General features: G+C 66.6%; 17 protein-coding genes. 11 read left to right on the top strand and 6 right to left on the bottom strand.

The features are described from left to right. Positions 1–90: 90 nt before the first annotated feature. Positions 91–1,296: an ABC transporter substrate-binding protein gene (locus AC1DJH_RS03500; RefSeq protein WP_435483226.1), complete on the bottom strand. Its 1,206-nt coding sequence runs from the start codon at positions 1,294–1,296 to the stop codon at positions 91–93. Positions 1,297–1,502: 206 nt separating this feature from the next. On the opposite strand from AC1DJH_RS03500, the gene AC1DJH_RS03505 reads away from it, so the two are divergent. Then, positions 1,503–2,267: a FadR/GntR family transcriptional regulator gene (locus AC1DJH_RS03505; RefSeq protein ID WP_435483225.1), complete on the top strand. Its 765-nt coding sequence runs from the start codon at positions 1,503–1,505 to the stop codon at positions 2,265–2,267. A gap of 56 nt (positions 2,268–2,323) precedes the next feature. Here AC1DJH_RS03505 and AC1DJH_RS03510 read toward each other — a convergent pair whose 3' ends face one another. Next, positions 2,324–2,560, bottom strand: a complete 237-nt coding sequence (locus AC1DJH_RS03510) for a hypothetical protein (protein WP_478184723.1) — start codon at positions 2,558–2,560, stop codon at positions 2,324–2,326. Between the two features lie 152 nt (positions 2,561–2,712). After that, positions 2,713–3,669 carry a LysR family transcriptional regulator gene (locus AC1DJH_RS03515; RefSeq protein WP_478184724.1) on the bottom strand — a complete coding sequence of 319 codons (957 nt, stop codon included), beginning with the start codon at positions 3,667–3,669 and terminating at the stop codon, positions 2,713–2,715. Between the two features lie 108 nt (positions 3,670–3,777). Here AC1DJH_RS03515 and aptA point away from each other — a divergent pair, with 108 nt between their 5' ends. Next, a complete protein-coding gene (aptA, locus tag AC1DJH_RS03520) occupies positions 3,778–5,133 on the top strand; it encodes an omega-aminotransferase AptA (protein ID WP_478184725.1) in 1,356 nt (451 codons plus the stop codon). Positions 5,134–5,210: 77 nt separating this feature from the next. After that, positions 5,211–6,650 (top strand): MFS transporter, encoded by a 1,440-nt coding sequence (locus AC1DJH_RS03525; RefSeq protein WP_478184726.1) that lies wholly within the window; start codon positions 5,211–5,213, stop codon positions 6,648–6,650. A 7-nt stretch (positions 6,651–6,657) separates the two neighbouring features. On the opposite strand, the gene AC1DJH_RS03530 is transcribed toward AC1DJH_RS03525, so the two are convergent. After that, entirely contained in the window at positions 6,658–7,959 is a 1,302-nt protein-coding gene (locus tag AC1DJH_RS03530; RefSeq protein WP_478184727.1) for an SUMF1/EgtB/PvdO family nonheme iron enzyme, read from the bottom strand. Between the two features lie 186 nt (positions 7,960–8,145). Here AC1DJH_RS03530 and AC1DJH_RS03535 point away from each other — a divergent pair, with 186 nt between their 5' ends. The 3 genes from AC1DJH_RS03535 (at position 8,146) to AC1DJH_RS03545 (ending at position 10,795) form a co-directional block, all read left to right on the top strand. Then, on the top strand, positions 8,146–8,685 hold the full coding sequence (locus AC1DJH_RS03535) for a TRAP transporter small permease subunit (RefSeq protein ID WP_435483220.1): 540 nt from the start codon (positions 8,146–8,148) through the stop codon (positions 8,683–8,685). 71 nt (positions 8,686–8,756) lie between these two features. Then, positions 8,757–10,304, top strand: a complete 1,548-nt coding sequence (locus AC1DJH_RS03540; RefSeq protein WP_435483219.1) for a TRAP transporter large permease — start codon at positions 8,757–8,759, stop codon at positions 10,302–10,304. Beyond that, positions 10,301–10,795 (top strand): hypothetical protein, encoded by a 495-nt coding sequence (locus tag AC1DJH_RS03545; protein ID WP_478184728.1) that lies wholly within the window; start codon positions 10,301–10,303, stop codon positions 10,793–10,795. Before AC1DJH_RS03540 ends, AC1DJH_RS03545 begins: the two co-directional genes overlap by 4 nt. Positions 10,796–10,900: 105 nt before the next feature. On the opposite strand, the gene AC1DJH_RS03550 is transcribed toward AC1DJH_RS03545, so the two are convergent. Beyond that, on the bottom strand, positions 10,901–11,980 hold the full coding sequence (locus tag AC1DJH_RS03550) for a TRAP transporter substrate-binding protein (RefSeq protein WP_435483217.1): 1,080 nt from the start codon (positions 11,978–11,980) through the stop codon (positions 10,901–10,903). 223 nt (positions 11,981–12,203) lie between these two features. On the opposite strand from AC1DJH_RS03550, the gene AC1DJH_RS03555 reads away from it, so the two are divergent. The 5 genes from AC1DJH_RS03555 (at position 12,204) to AC1DJH_RS03575 (ending at position 16,848) form a co-directional block, all read left to right on the top strand. Beyond that, a complete protein-coding gene (locus AC1DJH_RS03555; protein ID WP_435483216.1) occupies positions 12,204–13,358 on the top strand; it encodes an ABC transporter substrate-binding protein in 1,155 nt (384 codons plus the stop codon). A gap of 142 nt (positions 13,359–13,500) precedes the next feature. Continuing rightward, positions 13,501–14,382: a branched-chain amino acid ABC transporter permease gene (locus tag AC1DJH_RS03560; protein WP_435443360.1), complete on the top strand. Its 882-nt coding sequence runs from the start codon at positions 13,501–13,503 to the stop codon at positions 14,380–14,382. Then, positions 14,383–15,246: a branched-chain amino acid ABC transporter permease gene (locus AC1DJH_RS03565; RefSeq protein WP_435483214.1), complete on the top strand. Its 864-nt coding sequence runs from the start codon at positions 14,383–14,385 to the stop codon at positions 15,244–15,246. A gap of 61 nt (positions 15,247–15,307) precedes the next feature. Next, complete coding sequence (locus tag AC1DJH_RS03570; RefSeq protein WP_435483213.1) at positions 15,308–16,111, top strand: ABC transporter ATP-binding protein; 804 nt, start codon at positions 15,308–15,310, stop codon at positions 16,109–16,111. Continuing rightward, positions 16,108–16,848 carry an ABC transporter ATP-binding protein gene (locus AC1DJH_RS03575; RefSeq protein ID WP_478184729.1) on the top strand — a complete coding sequence of 247 codons (741 nt, stop codon included), beginning with the start codon at positions 16,108–16,110 and terminating at the stop codon, positions 16,846–16,848. Before AC1DJH_RS03570 ends, AC1DJH_RS03575 begins: the two co-directional genes overlap by 4 nt. Positions 16,849–16,895: 47 nt before the next feature. Here the strand turns inward: AC1DJH_RS03575 and dxs are convergent, their stop codons facing one another. Next, positions 16,896–18,746, bottom strand: coding sequence for a 1-deoxy-D-xylulose-5-phosphate synthase (gene dxs, locus AC1DJH_RS03580; protein ID WP_478184730.1), 1,851 nt, complete (start codon positions 18,744–18,746; stop codon positions 16,896–16,898). Between the last annotated feature and the right edge of the window lie 2 nt (positions 18,747–18,748).

The raw sequence follows: 18,748 nt of genomic DNA on the forward strand, positions 1-18,748 counted from the left end.
TCGAGAACACCGCGGAACCGGCTTTGCCGGGCCGCAGGTGTTGCCCCCCTAAAGGGGTCGGAGGCCACACGCAGTGGGCAAGCCTGGGGGTTAGCTCAATTTGCAGCCTGTCTTGTCGACGGGCAGGAACGACTTGCCGGAGCTCACCACGTCGACATAGTCGGCCGGGTTCGCCATCTTCGACTTGGCCTTGCCCTTGAGCAGGTAGTAGTCCTTGATGACCTGGTGGTCGGCCTTGCGGATTTCCTCGGCGCCCGTGAGGCCGTCGTACTTCATGCCCTCGAGCGCGGCGATCACGGCCTTCTGGTCGACCGTGCCTGCCTTCACGATGCCGTCGATCAGGATCTTGGTGCAGATGTACGAGCCCGCGAGGCTGTAGTTGGGCACGATCTTGAGCTTGTCGGCCGTGCGCTTCACCAGGTCCTTGTTGAGCGGGGTGTCGGCCGTGTGCCAGTACTGCGCACCGAAGTACACGCCGTCGCACAGGTCGGCGCCCAGCTCGTCGAACTGCTCCAGGCCCGAAGCCCAGGCCATGAGGATCGTCATGTTCTTGTGCATGCCGAAGCTCACCGCCTGGCGCAGCGCGGCCGACGACTGCGCGCCGAAGTTCAGCAGCAGCAGCACGTCGGGCTTGGCAGCCATGGCGTTGGTGAGGTAGCCGCTGAATTCCTTCTCGTTGAGCGAGTGGTAGCTGTTGCCCACGTGCTCGATGCCCTTCTCCTGGAAGATGTTCTTGGCCGCGCTCAAGAGGCCGTCGCCGAACACGTATTGCGGCGTGATCGTGTACCAGCGCTTGGCCTTCGGCATCGAGGCGATCAGCGGGCGCACCGTCTGCTCGATCGCACCGAAGGTGGGCACCGACCAGCGGAAGGTGGCGGGGTTGCAGTCCTTGCCGGTGATTTCATCCGCGCCCGCGGTGGTGATGAACAGGCCGCCGGCCTTCTCGGCTTCCTTGCCCATGGCCAGCGCTTCGGACGACAGGATGCCGCCCGCGAAGAACTTGGCGCCCTGCTGCTGCGAGGCTTCCTGCACCTTGCGCACGGCGGTGGCAGGCTTGCCCTCGGTGTCGAGCACCGTGTAGGCGAGCGGGCGCTTGAGCACGCTGCCGTACTGCTCGATGGCCAGCTTCATGCCCAGGTCGGCGTACTTGCCGTTGGCCGCGAAGGCGCCGGACATCGGCACCGGGCAGCCGAAGCGGATGGCCTCGGCCGACTGCGCAAAGACGGAGCGGCTCGCCAGGAGCGAGGCCGGGGCAGCCGACAGGGCGGCCAGCTGAAGAAGGTGTCTGCGTTGCATGGAGTTCTCCGGTCGTGGTGGGAAACAAGGAAAAGGGGTGCCTGCGGGTGCCGGCGAATTTAAGCGGATAAATCGTATTAATATGCTGGTAAAAACCCGCAAGCAAGCCTTGTGCCCATTGCCAACCCGAGCTCGCCGATGACGCCGTTTAAGATCGCCCGCTGTTGCGCATCCCGCGCATCTTCCGATGGGCATGGAGCGTTTCAATGAGAGTGGGGCAGAACCGCCCGAAGCGGCAAAAGCTCTCGGACGTCATCGTCGAGGACGTCAAGCGCTGGATCGTGGCGGAGCGCAAGCAGCCCGGCGACCGGCTACCGAACGAGAAAGAGCTGATCGAGCTCTTCGGCTATTCGAAGAGCACGGTGCGCGAGGCGCTGAAGGCGCTGGAGGTGCGCGGGCTCATCGCCATTCGCACCGGGCCCGGCGGCGGCGCGTACCTGCAGCAGGTGTCGGTCGACCATGCGTCGGAGCCGTTGCGCAACTTTCTGCACTTTCACCACCTCGACGGGCACCACATCTACCAGCTGCGCAAGGTGCTGGAACCCGAACTGGCCGTGAGCGTGGTGGGCAAGCTGACGCCGGAGCAGTTCGAAAAACTGGAAGACAACGTCCGCCTGTGCACCATCGAGCCAACGAACGAGGACGAACTGCGCATCCAGCGCGAGGCCGAGCTCGCGTTCCACACCATGCTGGCTGAAAGCTGCCCCAATCCGGTGCTTTCCTTCATGTGCCGCTTCCTGAACGACCTGCTGCGCGACCTCGTGGTCTACAAGAAGGCGCTGGACCACCACCACTTCGGCGAGACCAACGTCGACTATCACACCCAGCTGCTGGCGGCCTACCGCAAGGAAGACGCGGCCGAGGTGCACCGGCTGATGTCCGAGCACATGGTCGATGCGGAGCACCACATGCACGAGATGGAAGCGCACATCGGGGCGAAGCATTTGCTGCTGCCGAGCGGGCAGCGCTGAGCCAAGGGACAGAGAGGCCGGATCCAGTCCACGACGACGGCCCAGTCGTCGCGCCGTTATTCCGGGTCCGATGAGTCTCGGCGGGCAGAAGACTCACTCTCGCTGGCCCCCAGGACGATCGCGATCACCGCCCCGACTGCAAAGCCGATACCACCGCCTGCCGCCATGAATATCAGCGTCAGAAGACCATTCAGCATCGTGCCGAGGGTGGGGCCACCTCCAAAGCCGTCACTCATGGCGTAGCCGACAAGAATTCCAATCGCAGTGCTGGCAAGCGTCAGGAGCGTTTTCATGAGTTCTGGATCCGTGGCGAGTTGATGATCCAAAAGTCTGATGCGCGCCAACAGGTGGGACAGCAAACAATAGTCACCCCGCCATGAGCTCAAGAAAGGAATTCAGCCGAGCGTGGGAAATTCACGCACGGGAACGATTCCGTAGAGCCGACCTACCGATGCGCCTGCGCCAGGCACGCCTGAAACGCCAGCACAGCCCGCGACGGCTTCGGTGACCTGCGCAGCAAACTCACGAACCGGCACGCATAGTTGAAGCGTGCCGGCAGCACCGCCTTCATGAGCCCGCGCTGCTCGAACACCTGTGCGTAGTGGTCGGGCAGGAACCCGAGGAAGCGCCCCGAAAGGATCAGCGTGGCAATCGCCTCCTGGTCGAAGCCGGTGGCCTTGCGCGACAGCTTGGCGCGGTGGCTCAGTTCCATGTTCGGCGAGTGGTAACCCAGCCCCGCGAAATGATGCTCGCGCAGCTTGGCCCAGGTGAGCCTGGCGTGACTCGCACCGAACAGCGGATGCCCAGCGCCGCAGTACAGCAGCATGGTCTCGTCGAACAGGTCGGCGTACACCAGGCTCTTGGAGCTGCGGTGCGCCGGAATGATGCCGATCTGGAAGTTGCCCTCCAGCACGCCCTGCTCGATGGCGTTGATCGAGCCCACGTGCAGCGCCAGGCTCACCTCGGGCGCCATCTCGGTGAAGCGCGCAATCGCCTCGCCGATGCGCGCGTTGGGGTTGGTGGCCGTCTTGTCGAACACCGCCACCTCCAGCTGCCCGCCCATGCGGTTGTGGATGTCGTCGATGCTGCCGCGAAAGGCGTCTACCGAGGCCAGCAGGCGCAGCGTTTCGTCATACACGCGCTGCCCTTCGGCGGTGAGAGCGAAGCCGGCGCGCCCGCGCCGGCACAGCACCAGGCCGAGCCGCGTTTCCAGGTCTTTCACATGGCGGCTCACGGTGGAGGTGCCGATGTTCAGCTCCAGTTCGGCGGCCGCCATGCCGCCGCAGTCGACCACGCTCTTGAACACCTTGAGCAGGCGCAGGTCCATGTCGCTGAGCTGCCCCAATACGGCGCGGTTCCGGGTGCCGGAAGCACCGTTCCGGGCTTTCTCTTTTACTTGCATGAATCGTCAAGTGAACATTGATATTGCGCCATTCTCCACACTGAAGGCTGTGCGAACAATCGGCACACCTCATTACCCCCTTCGGAGCCCGCTCGTGCGGGAAGCGCCATGACCCTTGCCACTCCTGCCGTCGAACCGACGTCCACCACGCGCACCGACGCCGCCTGGCTCGAAGCGCACTGGATGCCCTACACGGCCAACCGCAGCTTCAAGGCCGATCCGCGGATCATCGTGGAGGCCAAGGGCGCCTACTTCACCGACATCGACGGGCGCAAGATCTTCGACGGCCTCTCGGGCCTGTGGTGCTCGGGCCTGGGCCACGGCCGCCCCGAGATCACCGAGGCGGTGAGCCGCCAGATCGCCAAGCTCGACTACTCGCCCGCCTTCCAGTTCGGCCACCCGCTCTCGTTCGAGCTGGCCAACAGGATCAAGGAACTCACGCCCGCAGGCCTGGACTACGTGTTCTTCACCGGCTCGGGCTCCGAAGCCGCCGACACCTCGCTGAAGATGGCGCGCGCCTACTGGCGCACCAAGGGCCAGGCGAGCAAGACCCGCCTGATCGGCCGCGAGAAGGGCTACCACGGCGTGAACTACGGCGGCATCTCGGTGGGCGGCATCGGCGCCAACCGCAAGCTCTTCGGCCAGGGCGTTGAAGCCGACCACCTGCCGCACACGCAGCTGGCATCGAACGCCTTCACGCGCGGCATGGCCGACCAAGGCGCCGACCTGGCCGACCGCCTGCTCGACATGATCGCGCTGCACGACGCATCGAACATCGCCGCCGTCATCGTCGAACCCTTCTCGGGTTCGGCCGGCGTGGTGATTCCGCCCAAGGGCTACCTCAAGCGCCTGCGCGACATCTGCACCGCCAACAACATCCTGCTGATCTTCGACGAGGTGATCACCGGTTTCGGCCGCTGCGGCGCGCTCACCGGGGCGGACGCCTTCGGCGTGACGCCCGACATCATGAACATCGCCAAGCAGGTGACCAACGGCGCGCAGCCGCTGGGCGCGGTGGTCGCGAGCAAGGACATCTACGACACCTTCATGGCCGCGGGCGGTCCCGACTACATGCTCGAGTTTCCGCACGGCTACACCTACGGCGCGCACCCGGTGGCCTGCGCCGCCGGCATCGCCGCGCTCGACGTGCTGCAGAAGGAAGACATGATCGGCCGCGTGCAGACGCTGGCGCCGCATTTCGAGAACGCCGTGCACAGCCTGAAGGGCAGCAAGCACGTGAGCGACATCCGCAACTTCGGCCTGGCCGCCGGCCTGACCATCGCGCCGCTGCCGGGCGAGCCCGCACGCCGCCCGTACGAGATTGCGATGAACTGCTGGAAGAAGGGCTTCTACGTGCGCTACGGCGGCGACACCATCCAGCTCGCCCCGCCCTTCATCTCGGAGAAGGCGGAAATCGACCGCATGGTGAACGCGCTGGCTGACGCGCTGGCCGAGACGGCCTGACCCTCGAAGGGACCGCGGCTTCATCGAAGCCCCGGTCCTACAGGCGGCGCGCCGGCCGCCTTCCAATAATCGGCGGCATGACGGCACTGCGCAGCGACATCCCCGCCCGCCTGGACCGCCTGCCGTGGTCGCGCTGGCATTGGCGCGTGGTGATCGCGCTGGGCGTGGCCTGGATCCTCGACGGCCTGGAGGTCACGCTGGTGGGCTCCATCGGCGCGGTGCTCGAGCGGCCCGACACCCTCGGACTCACGGCCGGCGAAATCGGCTGGTCGGGCTCGGTCTACATCGCGGGCGCGGTGGTGGGCGCGCTGGTCTTCGGCCGGCTCACCGACCGGCTGGGGCGCAAGAAGCTGTTCCTGGTCACGCTGGTGGTCTACACCATCGGCACGCTGGCCACGGCCTTCTCGCCCAACTTCGCGTTCTTTGCGCTCTGCCGCTTCGTCACCGGTCTGGGCATCGGCGGCGAGTACGCGGCCATCAACTCGGCCATCGACGAGCTCATTCCGGCACGGGTGCGCGGGCGCGTGAACCTGGCCATCAACGGCAGCTTCTGGATCGGCGCGGCGCTCGGCGCCGGGCTCAGCCTGGTGCTGCTCGATGCGCGCGTGATCGGCCCGGTGTGGGGTTGGCGCGCGGGCTTCGCGCTGGGCGGGGTGCTGGCGGTGGCCATCCTGCTGGTGCGGCGCCATGTGCCCGAGAGCCCGCGCTGGCTTCTGGCGCATGGGCGCACCGAGGAAGCCGAGCGCATCGTCGCGGACATCGAAGCCGAAGTGCGCAAGCACCACGGCCCGCTGCCCGCTGCGCAGGGCCATGTGGCGTACACCGCCGCGCGCGGCCACAGCCCGTCGATGCGCGACGTGGCGCGCGTGCTGCTGAGACGCTACAGCGAGCGCAGCGTGGTGGCCGCGGCGCTGATGGTTTCGCAGGCCTTCTTCTACAACGCCATCTTCTTCACCTACGCGCTGGTGCTCACCCGCTTCTACGCCGTGCCCGATGCGAGCGTGGCGCTCTACATCTTTCCGTTCGCGCTCGGCAACGTGCTGGGGCCGCTGCTGCTGGGCCCGCTGTTCGACAGCGTGGGACGGCGCAAGATGATCGCGCTGACCTATGTGCTGGCCGGCGTCGGCCTGGCGCTCACGGGCTGGGCCTTCATGATGGGTTGGCTCGACGCGAGCAGCCAGGCGCTGTGCTGGTCGGCGGTGTTCTTTCTGGCCTCCGCGGCGGCAAGCTCGGCCTACCTGACGGTGAGCGAGGTGTTCCCGCTGGAAATGCGCGCCATGGCCATCGCGATCTTCTATGCGATCGGCATGGGCGCGGGCGGCTTCGCGGCGCCCGTGCTGTTCGGCCTGCTGATCGAGACAGGCAGCCGCGGCGCGGTGATGGTGGGCTACTGCATCGGCGCCGCACTGGTCATCGTCGCGGGGCTGCTGGCGTTGCGCTATGCCGCCGATGCGGAGCGCAAGCCGCTGGAGGAAGTGGCGCCGCCGCTGTCGTCCGAAGGCGGCGGCGAGCGCTGAGGCCGGGCTACAGCGCGCAGGTGCGAAAGCCGAAGAAGCCGTCGTCGCGCTCAGGCAGCGCGAAGCCGCGGCGCCGGGGTGAGCGAAGACGGGCACGTGTGGCGAACGATGCCCCGCGCAACACCCGCGCCCTGCCGAAGAACGCCGTGGGATCGAACTCGCTGCCCGCGCTCCACGGGTCGGCCCTGAAGCCGGGCCAGGGCTGCAGCGTTCCTGCGGTCCACTCGTGCACATCGGCCCAGCGGAACCCGCGCCGCGCGGCCGTGCTCGCGGCAATTTCCCACTCCACCTCGGTCGCGATGCGGCGCCCCGCCCAGCGCGCCCACGCATCCGCCTCCCACCAGCTCAGGTGCACCGCACTGTGGTGGCCGGCCGCGCGCACCGTGGCGCCGAAGCGCTGCTGCAGCACCGAGCCGCCGCTGCCGTTGCGCGCCACACCGATCTGCTCCACATGGCGCGGTCCGCGCCGCCCCTCGACCTGCGCGGCCAGCCAGCGCCAGCCATCGGCCTGCCACAGCTCCTCGCGGTCGTAGCCGCCGTCGTCGACGAACTCGATGAACTGGCTCCACGTCACCGGTTGCGCGTCGATCTCGAACTCGGGCACGTCGATGCGGTGCGCGCTGCACTCCTGCGCGAAGGCGAAGCCGCGCTCGGGCAGGCCCAGTTCCCAGAGCGTGGCAGGCAGCAGCAACGGCTCGCGCGTGACCGCGACAGGCGCCTGCTCGATGCCCAACGGCAACCCGAGCGTCTGCGCCATCACGACGAGTTGCTCGCCGCGCAGGTCTTCATGGAACAGCGCGAGCCGGTAGAAGTACAGGCCCGCGTCGGTCTCGGCGGCATGTTCGAGCAGCTCGAGCGTGCTCTCCAGCGTCTCGAGCAGATAGGCCTTCGTCTGGCCCAGGTCGGGAAGGTCGGGCGACCAGCGCCGGCCCGGAGCGCTCTGCGCCGGGTTCCACCAGTCGTCGGCACCCGGCTCGATGGCCGCGAGCCGCGTGGGCCGCACCGGGCAATCGACGCCGAAGGCACGCTGCGTGTTGCGCCCGATCCACCATTCGGCGAACCAGCCGATGTGCCCTGCGAGCCAGGCCGGTGGCACCACGCCCTCTTCCTCTGGAACGGGGGGCATGCCGAGCGCTTCGGTGCCCAGCGCCTGCTCGTAGAGCGACAAGAGGTGCAGCGTGTGGTTGCGGGCGTCGATGAGGGCCAGCGACAGCAGCTCGCGGCCGGCGCGGCACATGTCGGGCGAATCGATCGAATGGGGCAAGGCCGTGGTACCCGGAGGCGTCGAAGGCGGAAGGCGCGAAGACATGGGCGATTATGGCAACCGAGCCCGCTTTTCAACGAGTTCGCAGTGGCCTCGAAACGCTGCGATCCCGGGTAAACCCCGCCTCCGTGCCAAGTCAATACAAAGGTTCACCGCGGTAACATCCGCGGCTTTTGTGCAGCCCCCACCAGGGGCCGGCGCTTCACCCCTGGGCTTCGTGGGAGACACCCCTTGTCTGTATTCCTCAAGTTCGCGACCGGCATGGACTGGGTCAGCGAAAAACTCGGCAAGATCGCCGGCTACGCCGTCCTCGGCGCCTCGCTCATCTCGGCCGGCAACGCCCTCATCCGCTACGGTCTGGACTTCAGCAAGAACTCCTGGCTCGAGATCCAGTGGTACCTGTTCGCCGCCACCGTGATGCTCGGCGCACCCGTGGTGCTGCGCTTCAACGAGCATGTGCGCGTGGACATCATCTACGGCAAGCTGAAGGGCTACGGGCCGGTGTATGTCGACCTGTTCGGCCTCACCTTCTTCCTGCTGCCGGTGATGGGCCTGTTCACCTACCTGACCTGGCCGTTCTTCTGGAACACCTGGGTCACCGGAGAGATGTCGGGCAATATCGGCGGGCTGGTCCGCTGGCCCGCGGCGCTGCTGATGCCGGTGGGCTTCGCGGCGATGTTCCTGCAGGGCGTTTCGGAAATCATCAAGCGCATCGCCTACCTGCGCGGCCTGATCACGATGGACACGCACTACGAGAAGCCGGTGCAGTGATGCGCGCCCTTCGCGCACCTTTCGCTTCTCGCCCCCTCCCCCTTCGACGTCCGCACGGCAGGTAAGTAGCAATGCACATGGAAAACTTCGCCCCGATCATGTTCGCGGGGCTCGTGGTGATCATGCTGATCGGATTCCCGGTCGCGTTCTCGCTCTCGGCCCTGGGCCTGATCTGCGGCTTCTTCGCCATCGAGATGGGCTGGTTCCCGGCCGGCTTCATGGCCAACCTCCCGCTGAACGTGTTCGGCATCCTGTCGAACGAAACGCTGCTGGCGATTCCGTTCTTCACCCTGATGGGAGCCGTACTGGAGAAGTGCGGGCTGGCCGAGGACATGCTCGACTCGATGGGACAGCTCTTCGGCCCCATCCGCGGCGGGCTTGGCTACTCGGTGATCATCGTGGGCTTCATCCTGGGCGCCATCACCGGCACGGTGGCCGGCCAGGTGATTGCCATGGCCATGATCTCGCTGCCGGTCATGATGCGCTACGGGTACAACATGCGCTACTCGACCGGCGTGCTCGCCGCGTCGGGCACCATCACGCAGCTGGTTCCGCCCTCGCTGGTGCTGATCGTCATGGCCGACCAGCTCGGCACCGACGTGGGCCAGATGTACAAGGGCGCCTGGGGTCCGTCGATCCTGCAGGTCCTCATCTTCGCGATCTACACCTTCCTGGTGGCGCGCATCCGTCCGCACTACGTGCCCGGCCTACCCGTGAGCGCGCGCACGCTGCATGGCTGGGCGCTGTGGGGCAAGTGCCTGCGCGGCATCATTCCCTCGGCCATCCTGATCTTCGCGGTGCTCGGCTCCATGGGCGGCCTGCCTTTCATGGACCGCGCCATCGCCACGCCAACCGAGGCCGGCGCCATGGGCGCGGTGGGCGCGCTGATCCTGGCGCTCATTCACCGCCGCCTGAACTGGCAACTGATGAAGGACGCCATGGAAGGCACCATGCGCCTGACGGCGATGGTGGTGTTCATCCTGATCGGCTCGCGCGTGTTCTCGCTGGTGTTCCAGGGCGTGGACGGCGCCAGGTGGATCGAGCACATGCTCTCGGGCCTGCCCGGCGGGCAGGTGGGCTTCCTGATCGCGGTGAACATCTTCGTGTTCTTCCTCGCGTTCTTCCTCGACTTCTTCGAGATCGCCTTCATCATCCTGCCGCTGCTGGGCCCCGTGGCTCACAAGCTGGGCATCGACATGGTGTGGTTCGGCGTGCTGCTGTGCGTGAACATGCAGACCTCGTTCATGCACCCGCCGTTCGGCTTTGCGCTGTTCTATTTGCGCGGCATCGCGGACACCCTCTTCAAGAACGGGGCGTTGCCCCGAAAGGTGGAGTCGCGCGACATCTACCTGGGCGCGGTGCCGTGGGTGATGATGCAGCTCCTGCTGGTGGCGATCGTGATCTTCTTCCCGCAGACCGTCACCGTGTTCCTGGACAAGGAAAAGGTCGTGGACATCGAGAAGGTCAACCTGGACATGCCCGCCGACGCCGAGCCGCCGCCCGCGCCCGACAGCAACGGCGTGAACATGGAAGACCCGTTCGGCAACGAGAAGAAGGACGAGCCGCCCGCCGCGTCCGACGCCTCGCCACCGGCTTCCACCGAAGCCGCCAAGCCGTGAGCGAGCGCGGCGCCGCTGAAGCACCACGCGACACGCCGGCCTCCATCGAAAGCGCCGCCTTCCCGCCGCTGCTGCGCACGCTGGCGGTGGTGCTGGTGGTCGATCTCTTCGCCTTCGCGATCTGGAGCCTGCCGTCGCTGCGCACAGCCGACTGGACGACGAGCGCGCTGGTGGTGATGGGCATCGCGGCGCTGTGCGTGGTGTGGGTGGGCTACTGGATCGTGTACAGCCGCACGCGGCTTGAGGGCGACGTGCTGGTGCAGACCTGGCTGTGGGACAAGCGTGTGAAGGCGCAGGACGTGGCACAGCTCAAGCTGGTGCACATCCGCATGCTCGAACGCGTGATTGCGCCGAGGCTGCTGGTGCGACGGCGCTACGGCGGCATCACCTGGTTCCATGCCTGCGACCCCCAGGTGCTGATCGCCTTCGGCCAACGCGTCGCTGAGCTTGCTGTGCCTTCGTCGCCTGCGCCCGCGGCTGAAGCGCAGTAGGCGATTCGGGACGGGTGATCGAGAGGCACCGTTGCAACCCCAAGAAGACAAAAAGCCCCGCCGAACCCGGCGGGGCTTCTTGCTGTGAGGCGAAGCGGATGAGGCTTACAGCTTCTGCTGCTGCATGAACCGGTCGAACGTGCCTTCCGTGTAGCGGAACCAGGCGTTCTGGTCGGCCAGGAATTTCGACCAGTCGCCGTAGATCTTCTTCCACTCGGGGTTGCTGTTGTTCAGGTCCGAGTAGATCTGCTGGGCCGACTTGAAGGCCGCGTTCATCACGTCCTGCGAGAACGGACGCAGCTTGGTGCCCGAGCCCACGAGCTGCTTCAGCGCGATCGGGTTCTTGGCGTCGTACTTGGCGGTCATCGTGATGTTGGCGTGCGCGGCGGCCGCCTCGACGATGGCCTTGTAGTCGGCCGACAGGCCTTCCCATGCCTTGGTGTTGATGTAGAAGTCCAGCTCCGGGCCGCCTTCCCACCAGCCGGGGTAGTAGTAGAACGGGGCGATCTTGTTGAAGCCGAGCTTCTGGTCGTCGTACGGGCCGACCCATTCCAGGCCGTCGAGCGTGCCCTTTTCGAGCGCCGGGTACAGGTCGGCACCGGGAATCGATTGCGGGATCACGCCGAAGGGCTCGAGCACCTTGCCCGCGAACGGGTTGGTGCGGAACTTCAGGCCCTTCAGGTCGGCGACCGACTTGATTTCCTTGCGGAACCAGCCGCCCATCTGCGCGCCCGTGTTGCCGCCCGGCAGGTTGATGATGTTGTACTTGGCGTAGAACGCGCGCATCAGCTTCAGGCCGTTGCCTTCGTACATCCATGCGTTCTGCTGGCGGGTGTTCATGCCGAAGGGCACCGCGCAGCCCAGGCAGAAGGTCGGGTCCTTGCCGTAGAAATAGTACGGGGCCGTATGGGCCATCTCGACCGAGGCGTTCTGCACGCCGTCCACCACGCCGAACGCGGGCATCAGCTCGCCGCCCGCATGCACCGAAATCTGGAACTTGCCGCCCGTCATGTCGCTGACGCTCTTCGAGAACACCTCGGCGGTGCCGAAGATGGTGTCCAGCGACTTGGGAAAGCTCGACGCCAGGCGCCAGCGAACGGTGGCCTGGGCATGAACGGCGGGGGCGATGCCGGCAGCCAGAACGCCCGCGATGCCGGCGTTTTTGATGAGGGAACGACGATCCATTGATAGCTCTCCGAGTTCTTGGGAAAAACAAAACACGGCTTGTGACCGCGTTGGGGACTTTTGTATAAGCCGGGGCGATTGTAAAAACGCACTTACAGCGCCCGGCGGGGGTTTACCCTGCGCCGCACGGCGTGCCGATGCGGCATGGGCCAGGGAGGGTCGGGCCAACGAGGCATAAAATGTTAAATCGCCTTACATCCCTCTCTGACAACGGCATCCAAACATGAGACTCCCTACTTCCTTCAAGCCCGCATTGCTCGCGTTCGCCGCGGCCACCGCTTTCGGCGCGCAAGCGGCCGACATCAAGATCGGCGTTGCCGCCGCCCTGTCGGGCGGTGCCGCCCAGTACGGCTCGGCCATCCGCAACGGCTTTCAGCTGGCAGCCGACGAGATCAACGCCGCCGGCGGCATCAACGGCGACAAGATCGTGCTGGCCATCGAGGACGAACAGGGCAAGAAGGAAGACGCCATCAACGTCTTCAAGAAGCTGATCTTCCAGGACAAGGTCCTGATGACCTTCGGCCCCACGCTGTCGAACTCGGCCCAGGCGGCCGACCCGATCGCACAGGCGTCCAAGACCGTGGCCTTCGGCACGTCGAACACCGCCGACGGCATCACCTCCATCGGCGACTACATCTTCCGCAACTCGGTGACCGAAGCCGACGTGCTGCCCGAGACGCTGCGCGTGGCCATCAAGCACGCCAACGTGAAGAAGGTGGCGGTGCTCTACGGCAACGACGACGTGTTCACCAAGAGCGGCTACGACAACTTCAAGAAGGCCCTGGATGACCTGAAGCTGCCCGTGACCACGACCGAGACCTTCGCCAAGGGCGACGTCGACTTCAAGGCCCAGCTCACCAAGATCAAGGCCACCAACCCCGACGCCATCGTGCTGTCCGCCCTGCTGGCCGAAGGCGCCCCGGTGATGGTGCAGGCCCGCCAGCTCGGCCTGAACGTGCCGATCATCGGCGGCAACGGCATGAACTCGACCAAGATCTTCGAACTGGCCAAGGGCAGCTCGGACAACCTGTACGTCGGCAGCCCCTGGTCGGCCAGCAACGCCACGCCCGAGAACACCAAGTTCCAGAAGGCCTACAACGACAAGTTCAAGGCAGCGCCCGACCAGTTCGCCGCACAGGCCTACGACGGCCTGTACGTGGTGGCACAGGCCCTCAAGGGCGTGAAGCTCTCGGGCAACCTGGCCGCCGACCGCACCGCCCTGCGCGACGCGCTGCCCAGCGTGAAGTGGACCGGTGCCACCGGCGCCTTCACCTTCGCGCGCGCCAAGGACAAGGCCGGCAAGCCCGCCGGCTACGACGCGCAGCAGCAGGCCATCGTGAGCGTCACGAAGGGCACTGCGTTCGTGATCGAGAAGTAAGCAAGGCCGGTTCTTGCTTCTTCGGTGGCGGACCGCACGGCCCGCCACGCCTCTCGCCCCTGGCGCAGGACTGCCGACTGCGCCGTTTTCTTTTTTGATTTGCCGCAACGCCTTCCCGGTTGCGGCCTGACGGAAGCCCATCGTGCTCGATCAGCAGCTTGTCAACGCCTTGTCGCTGGGGTGCGTCTACGCACTCTTCGCGCTCGGCTTCACACTCATCTTCGGCGTGCTCGGCGTCATCAATCTTTCGCACGGCGCGGTGTTCATGGTGGGCGCCTATGCGGCGGCCGAATTCATGCGCGTGTCGGGCATGCCGCTGTGGGTCGGGCTGCCGTTCGCCTTCGCGTTCTGCGGCGTGCTGGGCTTCCTGATCGACGTGCTGGTGCTCAAACCGCTGCGCAAGCGCAACGCACCCCACCTGATCCCGATGATCGCCACCATCGGCGTGGCCATCATCCTGAACAACGGCATCCAGGGCATCTTCGGCGCGGAGAACCTGCGCTTCCCGGCCGGCACCATTCCCGACGACGCGCTGGTGTTCGCCGGCATCCACGTCACCGTGCTCGAACTGGGCATCGTGCTCGCGTCGTTCGTGCTCATGGGCGTGCTGATGCTGTCGCTGCAGCGCACGCAGCTGGGCCGGGCGCTGCGCGCGATCGCCGAGTCGCCCAAGGCGGCGTACCTGGTGGGCGTGAACGTCGAGGGCCTGTTCTTCCTGACCTCGTTCGTGGCCGCCGGCCTGGGCGGCGTGGCGGGCGTGCTGATCGGCCTGTATTCGAACGCCCTCTTCCCGCTGATGGGCCAGCCGATGCTCGAGAAGGGCATCGCGGTCATCATCCTGGGTGGCATGGGCGACATTCGCGGGGCGCTGCTCGGCGGCCTGTTCCTCGGCTTCGCCGAGGTGCTGTCGGTAGCCTACGTGGGCTCCAACATGCGCGACGCTGTCGCCTTCGGCCTGCTGTTCCTGGTACTGCTGGTGCGCCCGAAGGGCCTCTTCGGTTCGTTGAAGGAGCGCAAGGTCTAAATGGAAGCGCTCGACAATTTCTGGTCGGTCTACAGCAACCTGGTGCTCTCGCTGGGCATCAACGGCCTGCTGGCACTCTCGATCTGGCTCACGCTCGCCTGCGGCATGCTCGCCCTGGCCAACGCGGCCTTCATGGGCATCGGCGCGTACACCGCGTCGATCCTCACGCTGAACTACGGCGTGCCCTTTCCGGTGGCCATTGCCGCGGGCATGGCGGCACCGGCGCTGGTGGCCTTCATCATCGGCAAGCCGACGCTGCGGCTGTCGGGCGTGTACCTGGCCATGGCCACGCTGGCCTTCGGCGAGGTGGTGCGCATCGCAATCCTGAACGCCGAGTCGCTCACGGGCGGCGCGCTGGGGCTGAACGGCATTCCGCAATCGACCGAGTGGTGGCACGTCGCACTGGCGCTGGTGCTCGTGCTGCTGGTGCTGTGGCGCGTGCGCCGCTCCAAGGTGGGCCGCGCCTTCGAGGCCATCAAGGAAGACGAGACCGCCGCCGGCTTGATGGGCATCGACGTGGCGGGCCACAAGATGCTGGCCTTCGTGCTGGGCGGCGCCATCGCCGGCCTGGCGGGCACGCTGAACGCGCACCTGACCTTTTTCATCGGTCCGGCCGAGTACGGCTTCAACCGCGCGGTCGACATCCTGACGATGGCGATCCTGGGCGGCATCGGCAGCCTCACCGGCCCGGTGCTGGGCGGCACCATCCTCACGCTGCTGCCCGAGATGCTGCGCGGGCTGGGCGCCTTCCGCCTGGTGGTCAACGGCTTCATCCTGGTGCTGATCGTGCTGTTCCTGCCCAAGGGCATCTGGGACCCGGCGCGCATCCGCCAGTGGTTCGGCCGCAAGGGGAGCGCGGCATGAGCGCCGCGCCGGGCCGCCCCAAGCAAGCTCGCACCGCAGTGCGAAGCACGGAGGTATTCAAATGAGCGACAACACACTTTTGACATTGAAGAACGTGTCGCGCCACTTCGGCGGGCTCAAGGTCCTGCAGGACGTGAACCTCGACATTCCCAAGGGCGGCATCTTCGGGCTCATCGGCCCGAACGGCGCCGGCAAGACCACGGTGTTCAACCTGATCACCGGCTTGCTGCCCACCACCAGCGGCACCATCCACTTCGAAGGCCAGGACCTGGCAGGCCGCAAGCCCTTCCAGATCACCCGTGGCGGCATTGCGCGCACCTTCCAGAACATCCGCATCTTCAAGGAGATGTCGCTGCTGGAGAACGTGACGGTCGGCATGGACGCCAAGCTGCGCTACGGCCCCTTCGGCCTTCTGGCCGGCTCGGGCCTGTTCCGCAGCGAGGAGAAACGCGCGCGCGACCGTGCGCGCGAACTGCTCAGCTGGGTCAAGCTGGACCACAAGGCCAACGACGTGGCCGACAACCTTTCGTACGGCGACCAGCGCAAGCTGGAGCTGGCGCGCGCGCTGGCCACCGAGCCCAAGCTGCTGCTGCTCGACGAGCCGGTCGCCGGCATGAACAGCACCGAGAAGAGCGAGCTGATGGTGGAGATCGAAAACATCGCGCAGCGCGGCTTCACGGTGTTCATGATCGAGCACGACATGCGCTTCGTGATGGGGCTGTGCCAGCAGATCGCGGTGCTGAACTTCGGGCGCATCATCGCGCGCGGCGGCCCCGAGCAGATCCGCAACGACCCGCAGGTGATCGAGGCCTACCTCGGCCGCGAAGACGACGAAGCTACCAACGACCAGGAGGCCGCTGCATGAGCGCGGGGACGATGACGACGACGAACCCCTTGCTGAAGGTGCAGGACCTGAAGGTGTCCTTCGGCCACGTGCAGGCCGTGAAGGGCATCGACTTCGAGCTGCACGAAGGCCAGATCACCACGCTGGTGGGCGCCAACGGCGCCGGCAAGTCGACCACGCTGCTGGCGCTGTCGGGCCTGGTGAAGAAGGCGGCCGGGCTTGTGACGTTCGCGGGCCAGGACATCACCGCGCTGTCGCCGCACAAGATCGTGGCCGGCGGCGTGGTGCAGGTGGCCGAGGGCCGCGCCACGCTGACCACGCTGACGGTGCGCGAGAACCTGGAGCTGGGCGCCTACACGCGGCGCGACGGCACGGCCGCGCGCGTGGCCGACCTGGAGCGCATCTACACCCTCTTCCCGGTGCTGAGGGACCGGGCCGACGGGCTGGCGGGCAACCTGTCGGGCGGCGAGCAGCAGATGCTCGCCATCGGCCGCGCGCTGATGGCCAAGCCGCGCGTGCTGCTGCTGGACGAGCCCTCGATGGGCCTGGCGCCGATCATCGTGCAGGACATCTTCCGCACGCTGCGCGAGATCAACAAGCAGGGTCTGACGATCTTCCTGGTGGAGCAGAACGTGCGCCAGGCGCTGAAGATCGCGGACCGGGCCTATGTGATCGAGACGGGGTCGATCGTGCTGTCGGGCACGGGGCGCGAGCTGCTGGGCAATCCCAAGGTGCAGGACGCGTACCTGGGCACCTGACCTGCATTTCTCCCTCCCCCGCTGGGGGAAGGAGCAAAACCTGAACCTCAGCTGCGGCCGAAGCGGTCGGCGACGGACTTCTCGATGCCGGCCGCATCGAGCCCGATGCTCGACAGCAGCTTCGCCGGATCGCCATGCTCGATGAACCGGTCGGGCAACCCCAGCTGCAGCACCGGCTTCTGCACATTCGCCGCCTGCAGCGCCTCGAGCACCGCACTGCCCGCGCCGCCCATGACGGCGCCCTCTTCCAGCGTGACGATGGCATCGTGCGTGCCCGCCACCTTCAGCAGCAGTTCGACGTCCAGCGGCTTGGCCCAGCGCATGTTGACCACCGTCGCGTCGAGCGACTCGGCGGCGGTGAGCGCGGGGTACAGCAGCGTGCCGAACGCGAGGATCGCAATACGCTTGCCTTCGCGGCGCACTTCGCCCTTGCCGAAGGGCAGCGCGTCCAGGGTGAGATGCGGCGCAACGCCGGCGCCCGCGCCGCGCGGATAGCGCACCGCCACCGGGTGGTTCTGCGCGTACGCACTCGACAGCAATTCGCGGCATTCGCGCTCGTCGGCCGGACAGGCGATGCTCATGTTCGGAATGCAGCGCAGGAACGGAATGTCGTACGCACCCGCGTGCGTGGCGCCGTCCGCGCCGACCAGGCCCGCGCGGTCGAGTGCGAACACCACCGGCAGGTTCTGGATCGCCACGTCATGGATCAGCTGGTCGTACGCGCGCTGCAGGAAGGTCGAGTAGATCGCGACCACGGGCTTGAGGCCCTCGCACGCCAAGCCGGCCGCGAAGGTCACCGCATGCTGCTCGGCAATGCCGACGTCGTAGTAGCGGTCCGGGAAGCGCTGCTCGAACTCCACCAGCCCCGAGCCTTCGCGCATCGCGGGCGTGATGCCCACGAGCCGGCCGTCGGCGGCCGCCGTGTCGCACAGCCACTGGCCGAACACCTGCGTGAAGGTCTGCTTGGCCACCGTGGTCGGCTTGACCAAGCCCACTTGTGGGTCGAACTTGCCGGGGCCGTGGTAGGCCACGGGGTCGACCTCGGCCAGCTTGTAGCCCTGCCCCTTCTTGGTGACCACGTGCAGGAACTGCGGGCCGTCCAGATGCTTGAGGTTTTCGAGCGTGGGCACCAGCGAGTCGAGGTCGTGGCCGTCGATCGGGCCGACGTAGTTGAAGCCGAACTGCTCGAACAGCGTGGCCGGCACGACCATGCCCTTGGCATGCTGCTCCAGGCGCTTGGCCAGCTCGAACAGCGGTGGCGCATTGCGCAGCACGCTCTTGCCCACGTTCTTGGCGGCGGCGTAGAAGTTGCCGCTCATCAGCTGCGCGAGGTAGCGGTTGAGCGCGCCGACCGGCGGGCTGATCGACATGTCGTTGTCGTTCAGGATGACGAGCAGCTTGCAGTCGCACACGCCCGCGTTGTTCAGCGCCTCGAAGGCCATGCCGGCGGTGAGCGCACCGTCGCCGATGATGGCCACGGTGTGGCGGTCTTCGCCCTTCTGCTTGGCGCCCATGGCCATGCCCAGCGCGGCCGAGATGCTGGTCGACGAATGGGCGGTACCGAAGGTGTCGTACTCGCTCTCGCTGCGCTGCGGAAAGCCCGAGATGCCGCCGGCCTGGCGCAGCGTGGGCATGCGCTCGCGCCGGCCCGTGAGGATCTTGTGCGGATAGGTCTGGTGGCCCACGTCCCACACCAGGCGGTCGTGCGGCGTGTTGAACACGTGGTGCAGCGCCACCGTGAGCTCGACCGTGCCGAGGTTGGAGCTCAGGTGGCCGCCGGTGCGCGAGACGTTGTCGAGCACGCAGGCGCGCACCTCGTCGGACAGCTGGCGCAGCTGGGCCCGGTCGTACTGGCGGATCGGTGCGGGGTCGTGGAGTGTGGGAAGCAGCGGGGCCATGG

This window comes from Variovorax sp. 10N412 (genome assembly GCF_056394985.1).